Here is a 16,641-nt window from a genome sequence, read left to right as displayed (position 1 = left end):
AAGGAATGAGTCTTAATCTGGCATGGAATAATGAACAACAGGACAAAGAAATTACAGAACCAATGATTGCAATGCTGGAACAGTTGCTGAATCTTGCCGGAGAAGCGGAAGGTGTTGCAGACGGGGAAGTGGCTCTGACTTTTGTGAACGATGAGCAGATCCATGAGTTGAACCGTGATTATCGCGGTATTGACCGTCCTACGGATGTATTGTCTTTTGCGATGAACGAGACGGTGGATGAAGAGCTTGATATTATCTATGAGCTGGACGAAGATGAAGAAATGGAAGAAATGCCGGATGTTCTTGGAGACATCATCATTTCCGTACCACGGACCATCCTGCAAAGTGAGGAGTATGGACACTCATTTGAACGTGAGCTTGGTTTTCTGTTTGTCCATGGCTTCTTGCACCTGCTCGGATACGACCATCAGGATGAAGCCAGTGAGGCTGAAATGATGGGCAAACAAGAAGCTGTATTGGCCCAGGCCGGGTTGACACGATAATGAAAAGGCGCTCCTGGGGTCTGGTATTCCGCAATGCTGCGGAAGGAATCGCATATGGGTTGCGGACTCAGCGTAATGTGAGAGTTCACACGGGAGTGGCTGTTTTGATGTGTATAGCCGGCTTTTTTTTCAGAATCTCAAGAACGGATTGGATGTTTGTGCTGACCGCTGTCTTTTTGGTCCTGGTGACTGAATTGATGAACACGGCTGTAGAGGCTGCAGTTGATTTGGCACATCCCCATATCCATCCGCTGGCAAAAGCGGCGAAGGATACCGCGGCCGGGGCAGTTCTGCTGGCTGCGGTATTCGCCGTCATCATCGGTTGTATCGTCTTCATGAAGCCGGTGATGAACTGGCTAGGTTTGTACTGATTTTGTTTTAACTTTGTTTTGATTTTAATACTACACACTAATATAAATTTACTTGATGCAAACACGATAACGGAGAGGTCAGAAGAAACCTGAAGAAACGGAGTGTGCGCCTTTATCTCCGGATTTCCCCTTATTAAAAGGGATCAAAAAAATCTGGGGATAACAGCGCTCGGAAGGTTGTTCTGACAGCGGAGTGCCCAGTGTAAATGCACAAGTTTGATTTTATATTGCACCCTAAGGGAGAGAATAATGATGGATAACGGTTTGTTAATGCAGGAAGCAATTAAGGCACGTACGAAGGCGTATACGCCTTATTCCCATTTTGGTGTAGGTGCGGCTTTGCTTGACAGTGAAGGACATGTGCATCATGGTTGTAATATTGAGAATGCTGCTTATTCCCCAGGTAACTGTGCTGAACGTACAGCGATGTTCAGTGCCATTGCAGGTGGACAGAAGCCTCGCAGCTTCAAAGCGATTGCCATTGTAGGAGACACGGATGGTCCGATTGCTCCTTGTGGTGTATGTCGTCAGGTCATGTACGAGCTGTGTGAACCGGATATGAAAGTCATCTTGGGGAACATGAAAGGTGATCTGCAAGAGACGACTGTTGCCGAACTGTTACCTTGGGCTTTTGGGCCTACTGATCTGAATTCTGCCAAAAAATAAACCAATATTCCAGGCCTAGGCGCCTGAGGAGGAACATATGAAAAAACAAGCATTTAAATCCGGTTTTGTAGCCATTATTGGACGTCCAAACGTAGGTAAATCCACACTGATGAACCAGGTTATCGGACAGAAAATTGCGATTATGTCGGACAAGCCGCAAACAACTCGTAATAAGATTCATGGTGTGTATACATCAGAACATCAGCAAATCGTTTTCCTGGATACACCGGGTATTCACAAACGTCAATCCAAACTTGGCGATTACATGAACCAGACTGCTCTGAACACGCTCGGAGAAGTGGAAGCAGCACTGTTCTTGATTGACGCTTCGGAAGGAATGGGTGGCGGTGATCGTTATATTGCGGAACAGTTGAAAAATATCCGTACTCCTGTCATTCTCGTCATGAATAAAATTGACAAAATTGAGCCGGAAGCGTTGCTGCCCCTTATGGAGGAGTATCGCAAACTGCATGATTTCGCTGAAATCGTGCCTGTATCTGCCAAGCTGGGTAGCAATGTAAGCACCTTGCTCGAACAGCTTGGGAAGTATTTGCCTGAAGGTCCACAGTACTATCCTGATGACCAGGTCACTGACCATCCGGAACAGTTTGTATGTGCAGAGTTGATTCGTGAAAAGATTCTACAGATGACTCGTGAAGAAGTACCTCACTCCATTGCTGTAACGATTGAAGATATGAAAGTACAGGATAACGGTGTCGTTTATATCTCAGCCGTCATATTTGTGGAACGGGATTCGCAAAAAGGGATCATTATTGGGAAGCAGGGTGCTCTTCTGAAAGAAGTGGGTAAACGAGCTCGACATGACATTCAGAACTTGCTTGGTTCCAAAATTTTCATGGACCTATGGGTCAAAGTGAAAAAGGACTGGAGAAATCAGGATCGGGTTCTGCGTGATCTTGGCTTTGGCCGCGATTAATGATTTGAGTTATATCCAGTAATTGCAACACATAGTTTACCTTGCAAGACTCCATCCTATTTGGTAGATGCAGACGTCATTTCCGAAGAGAGGATGAAATTCCGATGCGAGATTTTTCGTGGAAGGTTTTTGCGATGACGGGGGATGTGGAGTCCTATTTGTTATATACCGAGGCGTGTAACTCGTTAGGACAGGAGTCGGAACCTGCAAGGGAAGTGATTGAAGATGAAGAAGCCGAAGGATAACTGGCTAATTCGGGAATGGTTAGGTGACGAGGCATGCTATACAGGGTGGAAGGGATTGTCATCCGCAGCATGGACTACGGCGAAGGGAACAAAATTATTACGCTTTGCACCGAAAGCGGCGGGAAAGTAGGCGTACTCGTCCGCGGTGCCAAAAAACCCAAGAGCCGACATGCTGCACTGGTGCAGCCGTTTACGTATGGTCAATATGTATATTTCCGCAATACGGGTCTAGGCACACTGAATGCTGGAGAGATTGTTGAATCCTATCATGAGTTGCGTGAAGATCTGGTCAAGGCCTCTTATGCCTCGTATGCGTGTGAACTATTGGATCGCGTGCTTCAGGATGAAGAGACAGGTACATTTTGGTTCAAACAGTTAAAGGCGTGTCTGCAGGCGTTGAAGGAAGAGAAAGATCCGGTTGTCATTACAAGTCTGTACGAAATGAAAATATTACAGGCATCCGGTTATGGTCCGCAGTTCGATGAGTGTATCTCCTGTAACCAGGAGCGACCTGATGAGCAGTTGTTTATAAGTCCCAGACTTGGCGGCGTCCTGTGTCGTGCATGCAAACATTTCGATCCTCCGGCGATGTCAGTCAGTCCAAAGGCTCTGAAGTTGTTGCGCTTGTTCGCTCGGTTGGATCTGCAGCGCTTGGGGAATATATCAGTGAGTGAGTCTACCCGTAATGAGATCAAAAAGCTGATGCGTGCCTTTATGGATCATCAGCTTGGCCTGAATCTTAAATCCCGTTCTTTCCTCGATCAGATGGAGAAGTACGGGATTTGAGGCGTTTATGTGGAAGTGAAACTATATCTTGACTTCATACTAGATTTTATATATTATGAAATATAATTTCTCTTTATGAGACATGCATTGAACGAGAAAGTAAAAGACTGGATTTATTGCATTTGTGGGGACAAGTCGTTGTAGGACACTTGCGCATCATGAATGAGCGAGTTGGGGATGGTGGAAGCCTGACTGAATCGGTTTTTGAAACGGCACTCGGGAGCATGAATGGACACGGAAAAGTGGGCTTGAATAACAGGATTATCCTGTTTGATCCAAGCCAAGTAGGGTGGAACCGCGGGAATAGCTCTCGTCCCTACGTCTGTACAACAGGCGTAGGACGGGGGCTATTTATTGTTGTTTTCGCCGTTCTAAGCCTACTAACAAACCATTGAAAAGGAGCATGATTATGAATTTTCAGCAGATGATTCTAACGCTGCAACAATTCTGGGCCGAGCATAACTGTATTATTGTCCAGCCATACGATACGGAAAAAGGGGCAGGTACGATGAACCCGATGACCTTTTTGCGTTCGCTTGGACCCGAACCTTGGAAAGTGGCCTATGTGGAGCCTTCCCGTCGTCCTTCGGACGGACGTTATGGCGAGAACCCTAACCGGCTGTATCAGCATCATCAGTTTCAGGTAATCATCAAGCCTTCTCCGGACAATATCCAGGAAATTTACCTGGAAAGTCTGAAGCGTCTGGGCATTGATCCGCTCAAACATGATATTCGGTTTGTTGAAGATAACTGGGAGAATCCTTCACTTGGTTGTGCAGGTCTTGGTTGGGAAGTATGGTTGGACGGAATGGAGATTACGCAATTCACGTATTTCCAGCAGGTTGGTGGAATCGAGACGAATCCGGTAGCCGTTGAAATTACGTATGGTATGGAGCGTTTGGCTTCTTACATTCAGGAAAAAGAGAATGTGTTTGATTTGGAATGGGTGGAAGGTATTACTTATGGTGATGTGTTCCGTCAGCCAGAATTCGAACATTCTAAATATACATTTGAAGTATCCGATGTCAAAATGTTGTTCACTCTCTTCAACATGCACGAAGAAGAAGCAAACAAAGCCATGGCGCAGCATCTGGTATTCCCGGCATATGACTATGTGCTCAAATGTTCCCATACGTTCAACCTGTTGGATGCACGTGGGGCCATCAGTGTAACGGAACGTACGGGTTACATCACACGTGTCCGGAATCTGGCTCGTCAAGTCGCTGCAACATATATGGAAGAGCGTGAGAAGCTAGGCTTCCCGCTAATCAAGAAAGGGGGAGCCGAGCATGTCTAAGGATCTGTTGTTTGAAATCGGGCTGGAAGAAGTACCTGCACGCTTCATGCGTGCAGCAATCGCACAGCTGCAAGAGCGTGTCGTGAAATGGCTTGAAGCATCCCGCATTGCTTATGGTGAAGTGAATGCGTATGCTACACCTCGCCGACTGGCTGTTTTGATTCAGAATGTGGCTGAGAAGCAGGAAGATATCGAGGAAGAAGTGAAAGGTCCTTCACGCAAAATTGCATTGGACGACAGTGGCAATTGGAGCAAAGCTGCACTTGGATTCGCCCGGAGTCAAGGTGTTGAACCGGACCAGTTCACGTTCAAGGAATTGAACGGTGTCGAATATATCTATGCAACGAAGAGCAGTAAAGGTGTGGAAACGGCTTCTGTGATTGGGGAAGGACTGCTTTCCGTATTGCATGCCATGACGTTCCCGAAATTTATGCGCTGGGCTTCCTATGATTTCAAGTTCGTACGTCCAATCCGCTGGATTGTAGCTTTGCTTGGCAGTGAAGTCATCGAGCTTGAAGTGGCCGGAGTGAAGTCTGACAATGTCACACGCGGGCATCGCTTCCTTGGCGATGATGTGGTAATTTCGAAGCCTGCCGTTTACGTAGAAGTCCTGCGTTCCGAACATGTCATTGTAGATATTCAGGAACGTGAACAGATGATTGTATCCCAGATTCAAGCACTGGCTGCTGAGAAAAAATGGGATATTGCCATCAAGGAAGACCTGCTGGAGGAAGTCCTGTTCCTGGTGGAGACACCTACGGTGTTGTTCGGAACATTCGACTCATCATTTTTGAATATTCCACAAGAAGTATTGATTACTTCCATGCGTGAGCATCAGCGTTATTTCCCTGTATTGGACAGCGAGGGACAATTGTTGCCATTCTTCGTGACGGTGCGTAACGGTGGAAGTGACTCACTTGATGTCATTGCTAAAGGGAATGAAAAAGTACTGCGTGCGCGTTTGTCTGATGCCAAGTTCTTCTATGAGGAAGACCAGAAGCTACAGATTAAGGATGCATTATCGAAGCTGGAAAGTATCGTCTTCCAGGAAGAGCTGGGTACGGTTGGAGATAAAGTACGCCGTATTCGCAAGATTGCCGATGGAATTGCTGCCAAACTGCAAGTATCCGGTGATGTTGCAGAATCCGTTAGCCGCTCAGCAGATATTTGCAAGTTCGATCTGGTGACACTGATGGTGGGTGAATTCCCGGAACTGCAAGGTGTGATGGGTGAGGATTACGCTCGTAAAGCTGGCGAAAAAGAAGAGGTGGCCAAAGCCGTATTTGAACACTATCAGCCACGTTTCGCCGGAGATCAATCCCCCGCTTCGCTTGTCGGTGCCATTGTGAGTGCTGCGGATAAAATGGACACAATCGTGGGTTGTTTCTCCATCAACATTATTCCAACAGGTTCTCAGGATCCATATGCGCTGCGCCGTCAGGCTGCAGGTATTGTACAGATTCTACTGGATCACAAGCTTCCGCTGACATTGTCAGACGTGTTCGGAGTGGCGCTTCAAGTGCATGCCCAGATGAACCTGTTGAAACGTGCAGATGAAGAGGTTCGTAAAGATCTGCAAGACTTCTTCGGTCTTCGCGTGAAAAAATTATTGTCCGAAACCGTCCGTTATGACGTAGTGGATGCCGTAATTTCTTCCGGATTCGATGATATCAGCGCTGTGGTTCCAAAAGGTGAAGCATTGATGGCGGCTGTTCTGACAGGTGACGCATTCAAAACAACGGTTGAATCGTTCAACCGTGTGGGTAATTTGGCTGCCAAAGCATCCAATGCTTCCGTACATCCAGAACTGTTCACAGAAGATGGAGAGCGTCAGTTACATGAGTCATGGAGCAAAACGAATGCAGAATATCGTCAGGCGTTGACTCAGCATGATGCTGCTGAAGCACTGGCTATTGCATCAGCTTGGAAGGATGGTATTACCTCATTCTTCGATTCGGTCATGGTTATGGCTGAAGATGAGGCTGTCCGTGCGAATCGACTTGCCTTGCTCGCGGCTATTGATCGTGACTTGAAAGGATTTGCTGATTTTTCCAAGTTGGTTTGGTAATTGGGCGTATTTCATGAGTCCTTTTCCACAGACTTGGAGCAAAGCTAAAATTCAGTATTAAAGAAGGATATATGAGGGTATAAATATACGGAACGGGTTGTGAAATGTATTTTTTACAACCGCTCCGTATTTTAGCCTTTGATTTCCCTTGTTCCGGCAGAAGGATTTTGCCTGGCCGGGGTCGTATATTACAATATGCAGCTATTTTATGAAACCGGGTGGTCTGGGTTTGAGTGAGTTAAATATACGCCACATTGTTGTGGATGGTGATGCTTGTCCGGTCAAAACCGAGATTGCGCAAACCGCTCGCCTTTTCAACATCCCTGTACTGTTGGTCTCTTCATTTGATCATTTGCTTCAAGGAGGAGAAGGGGTGCGTACTGTGCAAGTGGATCGAAGTGATCAGAGCGCAGACCTCTATATTGCTAATCATATTAAGCCATACGATGTGGTTATTACTCAGGACTATGGACTTGCGGCACTTGCGCTCGGCAAACGTTGTTATGTTTTATCCTTTCGTGGTCGTGAGTTTAACGATCGGGACATTGATTTCATGTTGGATTCTCGTCATACTGCGGCCAAAGCACGAAAAAGAGGCCATTACGGGAAAGGCCCAAAGCCTTTCACAGAGCAGGATCGAGAAATTTTTCAACATAAACTGACAAAACTTTTAAAAGATTTGCAGGAGAATGTGTAAGTTTATCGAATTATATTTACGACGTGTTGAAGAGATGAAGGTGGCCAGAGATGAGTACCGGACAAGGCGGTATACCCGAAAGTATTATTGAATCGGTGTTACAGCAGAATGATATCGTCGATACGGTGAGCCGATTTGTGCATCTGACCAAGCAGGGGAAGTATATGAAAGGCCTCTGTCCTTTTCATTCCGAGAAGACCCCTTCGTTCACCGTTACACCTGAGAAACAAATTTTCTACTGCTACGGTTGCGGCACGGGCGGAAATGCCATCAAATTCAGGATGGAAATCGAAGGGTTATCCTTTCCCGAGGCTGTCAAGACGATGGCGGAAGAAAGCCATATCTCAATGGGGGACTGGCAAGGGCGTGAATCTGCTCATGTGAATCCGGAGACGGAACGTCTGTTGGAGGCCTATGAGCTTACCGCAAAGCTGTATCATTTTTTGTTAAAAAATACAGAACACGGCAAGTCAGCCATGGAGTATTTACGCTCAAGAGGTTTTGGCGACAAGTTGATTGACCAGTTCCAGATTGGTTTTGCACCAAATCGTTGGGATACACTGGTACAATTTCTCGAAAAACGTAACTATCCGCTTGAAGAGATGGAAAAGGGTGGTCTTCTATCACCGCGAAATGAAGGTCAAGGATATGTGGATCGATTCCGCGACCGGATTATGTTTCCGATTAACGGCAGGAGCGGTAAGCCAATTGCATTTGCAGGGCGCATATTGGGAGATGGGCAACCGAAGTATCTAAATTCACCGGAAACCCGGTTATTTAACAAAAGCCGTGTTCTCTATAATCTGCATCATGCCAAAAATGCAATTCGCAAACAAAGGCAAGCCATTTTGTTCGAGGGATATGGTGATGTCATCTCCGCATGGGATCAGGATATCCAGAATGGTGTTGCGGCAATGGGTACTGCGCTAACTGAGAATCAGGCACTGATGCTCAAAGGCATGTGCGACGAGATCATCATATGTTATGACGGTGACCGAGCAGGACAGGCTGCTGCACTCAAAAACTTCCCGATTCTTGAGGAAGCCGGATTGCAGGTCAAAGTGGCTCTCATTCCTGAGGGACTTGACCCGGATGATTTTATCCGGAAGCATGGTGGGGAACGGTTCCGAAACCAGATTGTGGACGGTGCTGTGACCACTACAAAATTTAAACTTATAAACCTAAAAAAAAGCCATATACTGCTAGAGGGTGGCGGACAAATCGCCTATTCAAAAGAAGCGGTAAAATTGATTGCCCCCTTACCTTCTCCAACAGAGCGGGAAGTGTATCTTCGAGAACTGGCTGCAGAAGTGGACGTATCCTTCGAAACATTGAAGCAGGAGTGTAATGAAGAACGGGAGGCAATGAAAAATAACCTCCAGTTTGGGGATAATAACCCGAAAAGGTGGAATAATGGTAGGCAACAAAATAGGCAGGTGCCTACACCCAATCTGTTGCCAGCTTACCACGCTGCTGAACGCAAACTGATCGCCTGGATGTTGCAGGATGATGAGGCCGCCCAGTACGTGAACGAGCATCTTGGTGAAGCTTTTAACTTGGATGATCATGCAGCTATTGCTGCTTATCTATATGCCTACTATGCGCAAGGCAAACCGTCGGATACAAGCCGTTTTATGTCTTCACTGCATGACGATCGCCTGGAAAAAACGGTCAGTTCAATCTCGATGATGGATGGTCCAGGTGAATGGAGTATTCAAATGCTCGATGATTGCATCAGGGAAGTGCTGAAGTATCCGCGTAAGAAAGAGTACGATTTGAAAAAAGAAGAAATGATTGCTGCAGAGCGGGCAGGTGATTCTGTACGCGCGGCACAGATTGCAATTGAAATGATTGCCCTAGAGAGACAGTGAATGTCTGATTATTGGATGTTTCTAGGGAGGAGGGAGTCGAGTTATGGCGAATGATCAGCATACTGAACTAGAAACAGAATTGACACTGGATCAGGTTAAAGATCAATTGATTGAATCAGGTAAGAAAAGAGCTTCGCTGAATTACAAGGAAATTATAGAGAAACTCTCTCCTTTTGAGCAGGATGCAGAGCAAATGGATGAGTTCTATGAGCAACTGAGCGATCTGGGTATCGATGTAGTGAATGAAAATGATGAAGAGGTTACACTTCGTCCTAGTGAAGATTCCGAGAACAACACCAGAGAGGGAGAGGACGAATTCCACTTTGATGATGATCTGAGCTTGCCGCCAGGTATCAAAATCAATGACCCTGTCCGTATGTATCTCAAGGAAATTGGTCGTGTGCCATTGTTGTCGGCAGATGATGAAGTACAACTGGCCAAACGGATTGAGAACGGGGATGAAGAAGCCAAGCGTCGTCTGGCTGAAGCGAACCTGCGTCTCGTAGTCAGTATCGCCAAGCGTTACGTTGGACGTGGAATGTTGTTCCTTGATTTGATTCAGGAAGGTAATATGGGTCTGATCAAAGCGGTTGAGAAGTTTGACCACAAAAAAGGATACAAGTTCAGTACGTATGCTACATGGTGGATTCGCCAGGCGATCACTCGTGCGATTGCTGACCAGGCGCGTACAATTCGTATTCCTGTTCACATGGTGGAGACGATTAATAAGCTGATCAGGGTATCCCGTCAGCTGTTGCAGGAACTTGGGCGTGAACCGACTCCAGAAGAAATTGCTGCTGAGATGGATCTGAGTGTGGAGAAAGTTCGTGAAATTACGAAGATTGCACAGGAACCGGTTTCTCTTGAAACACCGATTGGTGAGGAAGATGATTCCCATCTGGGTGACTTCATTGAGGATCAGGAAGCACTTGCTCCAGCAGATGCTGCTGCGTATGAGTTGCTGAAAGAACAGCTCGAAGATGTACTGGATACTTTGACTGAGCGTGAAGAGAATGTTCTTCGTTTACGTTTTGGGCTGGACGATGGACGGACGAGAACGCTGGAGGAAGTGGGCAAGGTATTCGGTGTTACGCGTGAGCGTATTCGTCAGATTGAAGCCAAGGCTCTTCGTAAATTGCGCCACCCGAGTCGTAGTAAACGACTCAAGGATTTCCTCGAATAATCAAACTATGGGAGACTTTCCGCAAGACGCTTTAGCGGCGGCGGGGTCTCCTTTATTTTTAATTTGAACGTCTTGATTTCTTGGTTTTGGAAATTCATCCTTGAAATGTTTGATTGGATTTTATTTTATCGCTTTTCCTTGTTCAATGCAAATCAATAAATTAAATGAATGGTGTAGGTGTGCTTCATGAAACTTTCGAATCGATTACAGCGAATACATGATCAAATTCCCGAGGGCAGCCGCATGGCTGATATCGGTTCAGACCACGCGTTGCTGCCAGTAGCCGCGATCCGCAGTGGGAAAGCCGCAAGCGCAGTAGCTGGGGAAGTCAACCCTGGCCCTTATGATGCTGCATGCAAACAAGTCAGCGACGCTGGCATGAAAGAAAAAATTACGGTGCGTCGTGGAGATGGGCTTGATGTGATCTCTGCGGGTGAAGTGGATGTCATCACCATTGCAGGTATGGGTGGTGCCTTGATTGCTTCTATTTTGGACAGAGGTATATCCAAACTGGAAGGAGTTCAGTTACTTATTTTGCAACCGAATGTGGGAGAGGACATCCTCAGACGCTGGTTGTTGGAGCATCACTGGGTGGTTGTAGCAGAACAGTTGCTCGAAGAAGATGGCAAGATCTATGAGATTATAACGGCGATGCCGCAATCCGTAAGCCCGATTGCAAATGTTGAGGTGTATCGTGCACGTCCGCTTCAAGGCGGGGCAGAATTGACTGAAGATTTGCTTCTGCGGATGGGACCGTATTTGGTGGATCGTCCAACGGATGTATTTTTTGCCAAATGGGAAAGTGAGATCGTCAAACTGCAAGGGGTTGTAAATTCCATCTCCAAATCGGATCAGGATTCTTCCCGGGACAAGGCGGCTGAGGTAGAACGTCTTATCGCAAACTTGAAGGAGGTTTTGGCATGTTTGCCAAAGGTCAAACTGTAATTCAACTGATGGAGCAGCTCGCTCCTAAACATCTGGCTGTGCCGGATGACCGCATCGGTCTGCAGCTCGGCAGTTTGCAAAAAGAAATCAGTCACGTGCTCGTTGCTTTGGATGTGACGGATGAAGTGGTGGATGAAGCAATTCGTATCGGTGCCAATCTGATTATCGCCCATCATGCCATCATTTACCGACCGGTTAAGTCACTGAGCACGGATACGCCTATGGGTAAACTGTATGAAAAGCTGATTAAGCATGATATTGCTGTCTATATCAGTCATACGAACCTTGACGTGGCCGAAGGTGGCATGAATGACTGGATGGCTGAAGCACTTGGCATTGAGAGCAAGGAATCGCTGGAGGATGTACATACAGATCATCTGTACAAGCTGGCGGTATTCGTACCTCGTACGCATCATGAACTGGTGCTTCAAGCCATCCTAGAAGCCGGAGCAGGAAGTATCGGTCAATACAACAAGTGCAGCTTCAACATGGAAGGTACAGGAACGTTCGTACCCGGAGAAGGGACACAACCGTACATTGGTACTCAAGGGCAGATGGAACGTGTGGAAGAAATGCGGATTGAGACAATCGTGCCTCAAAGTCTGCGCAGTAAGGTCGTTCAGGCGATGCTTAAGGCTCACCCGTATGAAGAAGTCGCCTATGACCTCTATGCAATGGATTTAAAGGGCCGTACGCTCGGTCTGGGACGCTTGGGACCCCTTAGGGAGCCTAAGACATTAGGTGAGCTGGTGGAGGTCGTGAAGACCCAATTCAACGTGCCTCATGTTCGTGTTGTAGGGGATCTGAACAAACAGATCAAAAAAGCAGCGGTTCTGGGCGGTTCTGGTAGTCGTTATGCACTCACTGCCCGCTTCAAAGGTGCGGATGTTATTGTGACCGGAGATATCGATTATCACACGGCACATGATGCGTTAATGGCAGGCATGTGCATCATTGATCCAGGACATAATTCCGAGAAGATTATGAAACCGAAGACAGCCGATTGGCTTCGTTCCCGTTTGGAAGATAAACGATATGATACGCAAGTTACGGCTTCTGAGGTGAATACAGAAGTATTCCAGTTTATCTAAAAAGACAGGTGATGTGGGATTCCCAGTAATATTAAGCTTGTCTGGGAACCCAAATGCCTGTATACTATGTAATGTTGTTCGGAAAGCTTGACAGACAATCGCTGGTGGCCTTTGTTGCCACGAGAGGAAAGTCCGGGCTCCACAGGGCAGGATGCTGGATAACGTCCAGTCAGCGCGAGTTGAAGGATAGTGCCACAGAAATGGACCGCCGATGGCCGGATTTCCGGCACAGGCAAGGATGGAACCGAGGTGTAAGAGACCCCGAGGAACGCTGGTGACTTCGTTCCTGGTAAACCCCATCTGGAGCAAGACCTAATGGGACACAGTCACCTCTTCGGAGGAGACAGCCTTAGCCCGAGGTGTGTCTAGGTTGGTCGCTTGAGCTGTGCAGCAATGTATGGCCTAGATAGATGATTGTCGCTTCTGGTGGGAGGGTAGTTCCCGCATGAACCACGAAGAGCACAGAACCCGGCTTACGGTAAGCTTTCCTAACTGCAACAACAGCATTACAGTGTAGTCCACCTATCAGTCGAGGACAATCCTTGAGATTCACCGATGGCCTGACTGATCAGAAGGACCCATGAACATCTGAACAAACATAACTCCTGTTGATAACAGGTTCTATAAAATAAGGCGGCATGCCCGAGATTCTCGGGCATGCCGCCTTATTTTTGTTTCTCATATCAAGTCATTAACCTTCATACGCTAGTGGATAGCAAAACGTTTATGACAGTTCATTACAGTGTAACAACACTGTCCGATGTCAAGGAAGCATGCCAGCGTTGGATGGCGCGATCCATTCTTTCCACGGCTTCCGGAAGAAGCTCAGGATCTGTATGGGTAAAGTTGATTCGCATACGGTTCAACTCTGGTATGCCCGCATAGAAGGAATCACCTGGGACAATGCACACTTTCTCTTGGATACCGTAAGTGAACAGATTACTTGCCAGCATGCCTTCAGGCAGCTGTAGCCACAAGAACATGCCACCTTGAGGTGAATTCCACGAGATACCTTCCCATGATTTGGCTGCCATGAGTGTGGTCAGTGTTTTCATGCGTTGCTCGTAATCCTGTGAAATATGGCGGATATGTGCATCCAGATCGAAAGATTCAAGCAATGCATGAAGAGCTCTTTGGTCGATGCTGCTGGAATGCAAGTCGGCACCCTGTTTGGCCCGTGCTGCCATTTTGACAATATCAGGAGCAGCCAGTATCCAGCCGGTACGAAGGCCTGGTGCTACCGTTTTGGAGAACGTACTGGTGTAGATAACATTGGAAGGGGCACCATAGGCGGCTGCATCCAGTTCTGCGAGAGCAGGGACATCCAATTGTTCCGGATTGAATCGAATTTCGCCATACGGATCATCCTCCAGAATGAGCACACCATACTTGCGGCACAGATCCACAGCTTGTTGTCTTCTTTCTCTTGACCACACTTTACCCGTAGGATTGGAGAACGTCGGGTTGATATAGACGAGCTTTGGACGATGAAGTTGGAGCTGTTCCTCCAGAGATTCAGGCAACATGCCATGATCATCGCAGGCTACGCCGTGAGATTCAGCCTGATAGGAATGGATGACTTGCAGAGCAGCGAGATAGGTTGGTGATTCAACCAGTACGCGGTCACCCGGGTCGAGAAGGATGCGGCAAACCAAGTCAATGGATTGTTGTGAACCCGTAGTGAGAAGCATGTGGTCTGGTGAAGCGGGAATGCCCTTGGATTCAAGACGCTCGGCAATTTTGGCGCGAAGAGGACGGTATCCTTCAGTCTCCGCATATTGAAGAGCGGCTGCTCCGCTCATAAATACTTTTTCATATGCAACGCGGATGGCTTCCAGCGGGAATGAAGTGTGGGCTGGTAATCCACCGGCAAGTGAAATCATTCCAGGTGCCTGGGCGGCCTGGAGCATGTCGCGAACGACAGAGGACGGGGTGTTTTGTGCCATTTTGGACCAAGGGATACTCATGTTATTCTCATCTCCTGTTATTCACTGTTATACTGATATTATAAACTATTTTAGACGGACTGCACTATAACAGTAAAATGAAGATCATAACAGTTGGGGGGAGCACGTATGCATATTGAATTAAAGCGGGGAAGCAGTACCAAATTGTACGTGCAGATAGCGCTAACGATTGCCGATCGCATCAGATCAGGACTCATTGAACCCGGAACCCGACTTCCTTCTGTTCGTAAAATGACCGCCGATCTGGGTGTAAGCCTGGTCACCGTATCGAAAGCCTATGCTGAACTCGAGGCAATTCAATTGATCACTTGCTCCCAGGGTAAAGGTTGCTATGTAAGAGGCGTGTTGCACACCGATCAGACGGAGGAGATGGAAAGGACGCAGCGGATGAATGGTAATAGTGAATCCAGTACGCCTTGGAATTGGCAGATGGCACTGGTGGATTATTTACCAAGAGCACAACTCTGGAGACATTTTGATACGTCACCTCAAGTACGGGTTGAACTTCATATGTCAGCGATCCAGCCTGAACTCTTGCCTACACGCGAGATTATCGATAGTGCCTACCGCCTTTCCTCGGATCATGCAGAACGTATGGCGGCGTATGGATCTTTTCAGGGAGATCGGGAACTCAGACAGACCTTTGCGGAACATTTTGCTGAGCGTGGACTACAGGTGACACCTGAACGCATGCTGATTACAAGTGGAGCCCAACAAGGAATTGATCTTGTCGCACGGACTTTTGTTGGACCTGGGGATGTAGTGTATATGGAGGCTCCAAGCTATACCGGAGCCATTGATGTGTTTACCAGTAGAGGTGCGAAGATCATTACGGTCCCGATGGACGACGAAGGTATGCGTATTGATCTGTTAACCCGGTTATGTGATACATATCCTCCCAAGTTGATCTATACAATCCCGACCTATCATAACCCAACAGGCATTACGATGAGTGCAAGAAGACGAGCACAGCTCTTGAATCTCGCGCAAAGTTACCACTGCCTCATTCTGGAGGATGACCCGTTTGCAGATCTTTATTTCCGTGCCCCTCCCCCGGCTTCCATTAAATCGATGGATGGGACGGGCCACGTTGTGTACATCAAAAGCTTCAGCAAGGTGTTATCTCCTGGTTGCCGTATAGCTTGCGCTATTGCAGACGGAAGTGTATTGACCCGACTTGTAGCTGCGAAGTCTACGGCGGATTTGGGGAGCCCGCTCCTTACACAGAAGGCATTGCAATCCTTTATTCAGAATCAGTACGGAGTGTATGTATCCCGCTTGAGGGATGAACTGTATTCTCGCTTATGCGCAGCAGCTGAAGTACTGAAAGAGCATGCTCCTATGGGGATGCACTGGCGTTTGCCGGATGGGGGACTCAATCTGTGGCTTCAACTACAGGATAACTTGGATATGCGTGAACTTCATCGTCAGTCACTTGCCGCCGGGGTGTCATTCCTGCCGGGTTCCGCCTGTTATGTGGGTGAGACGGATACATCAAGTCTGCGCATTTGCTTCACCGTGACGAACGTTGAGCTTTTGTGTGAAGGATTGCGCGTATTGTGCGATGTCATTGACAAGGTTACACCTCAGGAAGGCGGGGCAGTGGCGGACAGGCTACCGCTCATATAATTTTTCGGACTATGGACATACATCCAATCCACTTTCGACCTGCTGCAATAGGTTATAGTATCACCAGAAAGGGAGTTGGTTTTGAAATGAACCATTACTGTCCACCGCTTTGCCCGATTGTCTGTGACCCGATCCAGGTTGTTGAGGATTACTACATCCCACAAATCGTGCCTGTAATTCACCCGATTGAAGTTATCAAAAAACATCACTGCGTTCCAATTCACCACCACATGTACCCAGTTGTTGTCAAAGAAGAAGATCCTTGCTATGTATCCAGTCACAATGCGAAGAAGAAATCCGTGAAAAAATCAAGCAAGGCCCGCACAACTTCTCGCAAACGCTAATCGCAGCGGGTGCCCCGGGGAATTGGATTTAAACCAAAGAG

Annotated in this window: 16 protein-coding genes and 1 other RNA gene; 16 read left to right on the top strand and 1 reads right to left on the bottom strand. The window is 47.3% G+C overall.

Annotated features, from left to right (window positions below):
* Window positions 1-5: 5 nt before the first annotated feature.
* The 14 genes from ybeY to rnpB all read left to right on the top strand — a co-directional run bounded on the left by ybeY (window position 6) and on the right by rnpB (window position 13,151).
* Window positions 6-503: an rRNA maturation RNase YbeY gene (gene ybeY / locus M1D71_RS20710; RefSeq protein ID WP_036674804.1), complete on the top strand. Its 498-nt coding sequence runs from the start codon at window positions 6-8 to the stop codon at window positions 501-503.
* Entirely contained in the window at window positions 503-874 is a 372-nt protein-coding gene (locus M1D71_RS20705) for a diacylglycerol kinase family protein (RefSeq protein WP_458123459.1), read from the top strand. The genes ybeY and M1D71_RS20705 overlap by 1 nt, the downstream gene beginning before the upstream one ends.
* Before the next feature lie 252 nt (window positions 875-1,126).
* A complete protein-coding gene (locus M1D71_RS20700; RefSeq protein ID WP_458127317.1) occupies window positions 1,127-1,540 on the top strand; it encodes a cytidine deaminase in 414 nt (137 codons plus the stop codon).
* A gap of 37 nt (window positions 1,541-1,577) precedes the next feature.
* The gene (gene era / locus M1D71_RS20695; RefSeq protein WP_145323247.1) at window positions 1,578-2,477 is read left to right on the top strand and encodes a GTPase Era; all 900 of its coding nucleotides are present in this window, start codon (window positions 1,578-1,580) and stop codon (window positions 2,475-2,477) included.
* Between the two features lie 104 nt (window positions 2,478-2,581).
* A complete protein-coding gene (locus M1D71_RS20690) occupies window positions 2,582-2,722 on the top strand; it encodes a YqzL family protein (RefSeq protein WP_145323245.1) in 141 nt (46 codons plus the stop codon).
* A gap of 33 nt (window positions 2,723-2,755) precedes the next feature.
* Window positions 2,756-3,508 (top strand): DNA repair protein RecO, encoded by a 753-nt coding sequence (gene recO / locus M1D71_RS20685; RefSeq protein ID WP_458123458.1) that lies wholly within the window; start codon window positions 2,756-2,758, stop codon window positions 3,506-3,508.
* 409 nt (window positions 3,509-3,917) lie between these two features.
* Window positions 3,918-4,805 carry a glycine--tRNA ligase subunit alpha gene (gene glyQ / locus M1D71_RS20680; RefSeq protein ID WP_145323243.1) on the top strand — a complete coding sequence of 296 codons (888 nt, stop codon included), beginning with the start codon at window positions 3,918-3,920 and terminating at the stop codon, window positions 4,803-4,805.
* On the top strand, window positions 4,798-6,873 hold the full coding sequence (gene glyS, locus M1D71_RS20675) for a glycine--tRNA ligase subunit beta (RefSeq protein WP_458123457.1): 2,076 nt from the start codon (window positions 4,798-4,800) through the stop codon (window positions 6,871-6,873). Before glyQ ends, glyS begins: the two co-directional genes overlap by 8 nt.
* A gap of 229 nt (window positions 6,874-7,102) precedes the next feature.
* A complete protein-coding gene (locus M1D71_RS20670) occupies window positions 7,103-7,570 on the top strand; it encodes a YaiI/YqxD family protein (RefSeq protein WP_440131283.1) in 468 nt (155 codons plus the stop codon).
* Window positions 7,571-7,620: 50 nt separating this feature from the next.
* On the top strand, window positions 7,621-9,441 hold the full coding sequence (dnaG, locus tag M1D71_RS20665) for a DNA primase (protein ID WP_458123456.1): 1,821 nt from the start codon (window positions 7,621-7,623) through the stop codon (window positions 9,439-9,441).
* 43 nt (window positions 9,442-9,484) lie between these two features.
* Complete coding sequence (gene rpoD, locus M1D71_RS20660; RefSeq protein ID WP_062835490.1) at window positions 9,485-10,624, top strand: RNA polymerase sigma factor RpoD; 1,140 nt, start codon at window positions 9,485-9,487, stop codon at window positions 10,622-10,624.
* A 186-nt stretch (window positions 10,625-10,810) separates the two neighbouring features.
* Complete coding sequence (locus M1D71_RS20655) at window positions 10,811-11,569, top strand: tRNA (adenine(22)-N(1))-methyltransferase (protein ID WP_458123455.1); 759 nt, start codon at window positions 10,811-10,813, stop codon at window positions 11,567-11,569.
* Window positions 11,545-12,660, top strand: a complete 1,116-nt coding sequence (locus M1D71_RS20650; RefSeq protein ID WP_458123454.1) for a Nif3-like dinuclear metal center hexameric protein — start codon at window positions 11,545-11,547, stop codon at window positions 12,658-12,660. The genes M1D71_RS20655 and M1D71_RS20650 overlap by 25 nt, the downstream gene beginning before the upstream one ends.
* 82 nt (window positions 12,661-12,742) lie before the next feature.
* Window positions 12,743-13,151: RNase P RNA component class A (gene rnpB, locus M1D71_RS20645), an RNA gene on the top strand.
* Window positions 13,152-13,397: 246 nt separating this feature from the next.
* On the opposite strand, the gene M1D71_RS20640 is transcribed toward rnpB, so the two are convergent.
* Complete coding sequence (locus tag M1D71_RS20640) at window positions 13,398-14,627, bottom strand: aminotransferase-like domain-containing protein (RefSeq protein WP_458123453.1); 1,230 nt, start codon at window positions 14,625-14,627, stop codon at window positions 13,398-13,400.
* Window positions 14,628-14,735: 108 nt separating this feature from the next.
* On the opposite strand from M1D71_RS20640, the gene pdxR reads away from it, so the two are divergent.
* Together pdxR and M1D71_RS20630 are read left to right on the top strand one after the other, a co-directional pair.
* Window positions 14,736-16,256, top strand: coding sequence for a MocR-like pyridoxine biosynthesis transcription factor PdxR (gene pdxR / locus M1D71_RS20635; RefSeq protein WP_458123452.1), 1,521 nt, complete (start codon window positions 14,736-14,738; stop codon window positions 16,254-16,256).
* A gap of 86 nt (window positions 16,257-16,342) precedes the next feature.
* Window positions 16,343-16,600, top strand: coding sequence for a hypothetical protein (locus M1D71_RS20630; RefSeq protein ID WP_458123451.1), 258 nt, complete (start codon window positions 16,343-16,345; stop codon window positions 16,598-16,600).
* The last annotated feature ends 41 nt before the right edge of the window (window positions 16,601-16,641 follow it).

It is taken from the genome of Paenibacillus sp. Z3-2 (assembly GCF_054161325.1).
This window is presented reverse-complemented; position numbering and strand designations above follow the sequence as displayed.

Bases quoted from the DNA above. Each gene is read 5' to 3' on its own strand.
- ybeY (WP_036674804.1), top strand. From the start codon at position 6: ATGAGTCTTAATCTGGCATGGAATAATGAACAACAGGACAAAGAAATT.
- M1D71_RS20705 (WP_458123459.1), top strand. From the start codon at position 503: ATGAAAAGGCGCTCCTGGGGTCTGGTATTCCGCAATGCTGCGGAAGGA.
- M1D71_RS20700 (WP_458127317.1), top strand. From the start codon at position 1,127: ATGGATAACGGTTTGTTAATGCAGGAAGCAATTAAGGCACGTACGAAG.
- era (WP_145323247.1), top strand. From the start codon at position 1,578: ATGAAAAAACAAGCATTTAAATCCGGTTTTGTAGCCATTATTGGACGT.
- M1D71_RS20690 (WP_145323245.1), top strand. From the start codon at position 2,582: ATGCGAGATTTTTCGTGGAAGGTTTTTGCGATGACGGGGGATGTGGAG.
- recO (WP_458123458.1), top strand. From the start codon at position 2,756: ATGCTATACAGGGTGGAAGGGATTGTCATCCGCAGCATGGACTACGGC.
- glyQ (WP_145323243.1), top strand. From the start codon at position 3,918: ATGAATTTTCAGCAGATGATTCTAACGCTGCAACAATTCTGGGCCGAG.
- glyS (WP_458123457.1), top strand. From the start codon at position 4,798: ATGTCTAAGGATCTGTTGTTTGAAATCGGGCTGGAAGAAGTACCTGCA.
- dnaG (WP_458123456.1), top strand. From the start codon at position 7,621: ATGAGTACCGGACAAGGCGGTATACCCGAAAGTATTATTGAATCGGTG.
- rpoD (WP_062835490.1), top strand. From the start codon at position 9,485: ATGGCGAATGATCAGCATACTGAACTAGAAACAGAATTGACACTGGAT.
- M1D71_RS20655 (WP_458123455.1), top strand. From the start codon at position 10,811: ATGAAACTTTCGAATCGATTACAGCGAATACATGATCAAATTCCCGAG.
- M1D71_RS20650 (WP_458123454.1), top strand. From the start codon at position 11,545: ATGTTTGCCAAAGGTCAAACTGTAATTCAACTGATGGAGCAGCTCGCT.
- M1D71_RS20640 (WP_458123453.1), bottom strand. From the start codon at position 14,627: ATGAGTATCCCTTGGTCCAAAATGGCACAAAACACCCCGTCCTCTGTC.
- pdxR (WP_458123452.1), top strand. From the start codon at position 14,736: ATGCATATTGAATTAAAGCGGGGAAGCAGTACCAAATTGTACGTGCAG.
- M1D71_RS20630 (WP_458123451.1), top strand. From the start codon at position 16,343: ATGAACCATTACTGTCCACCGCTTTGCCCGATTGTCTGTGACCCGATC.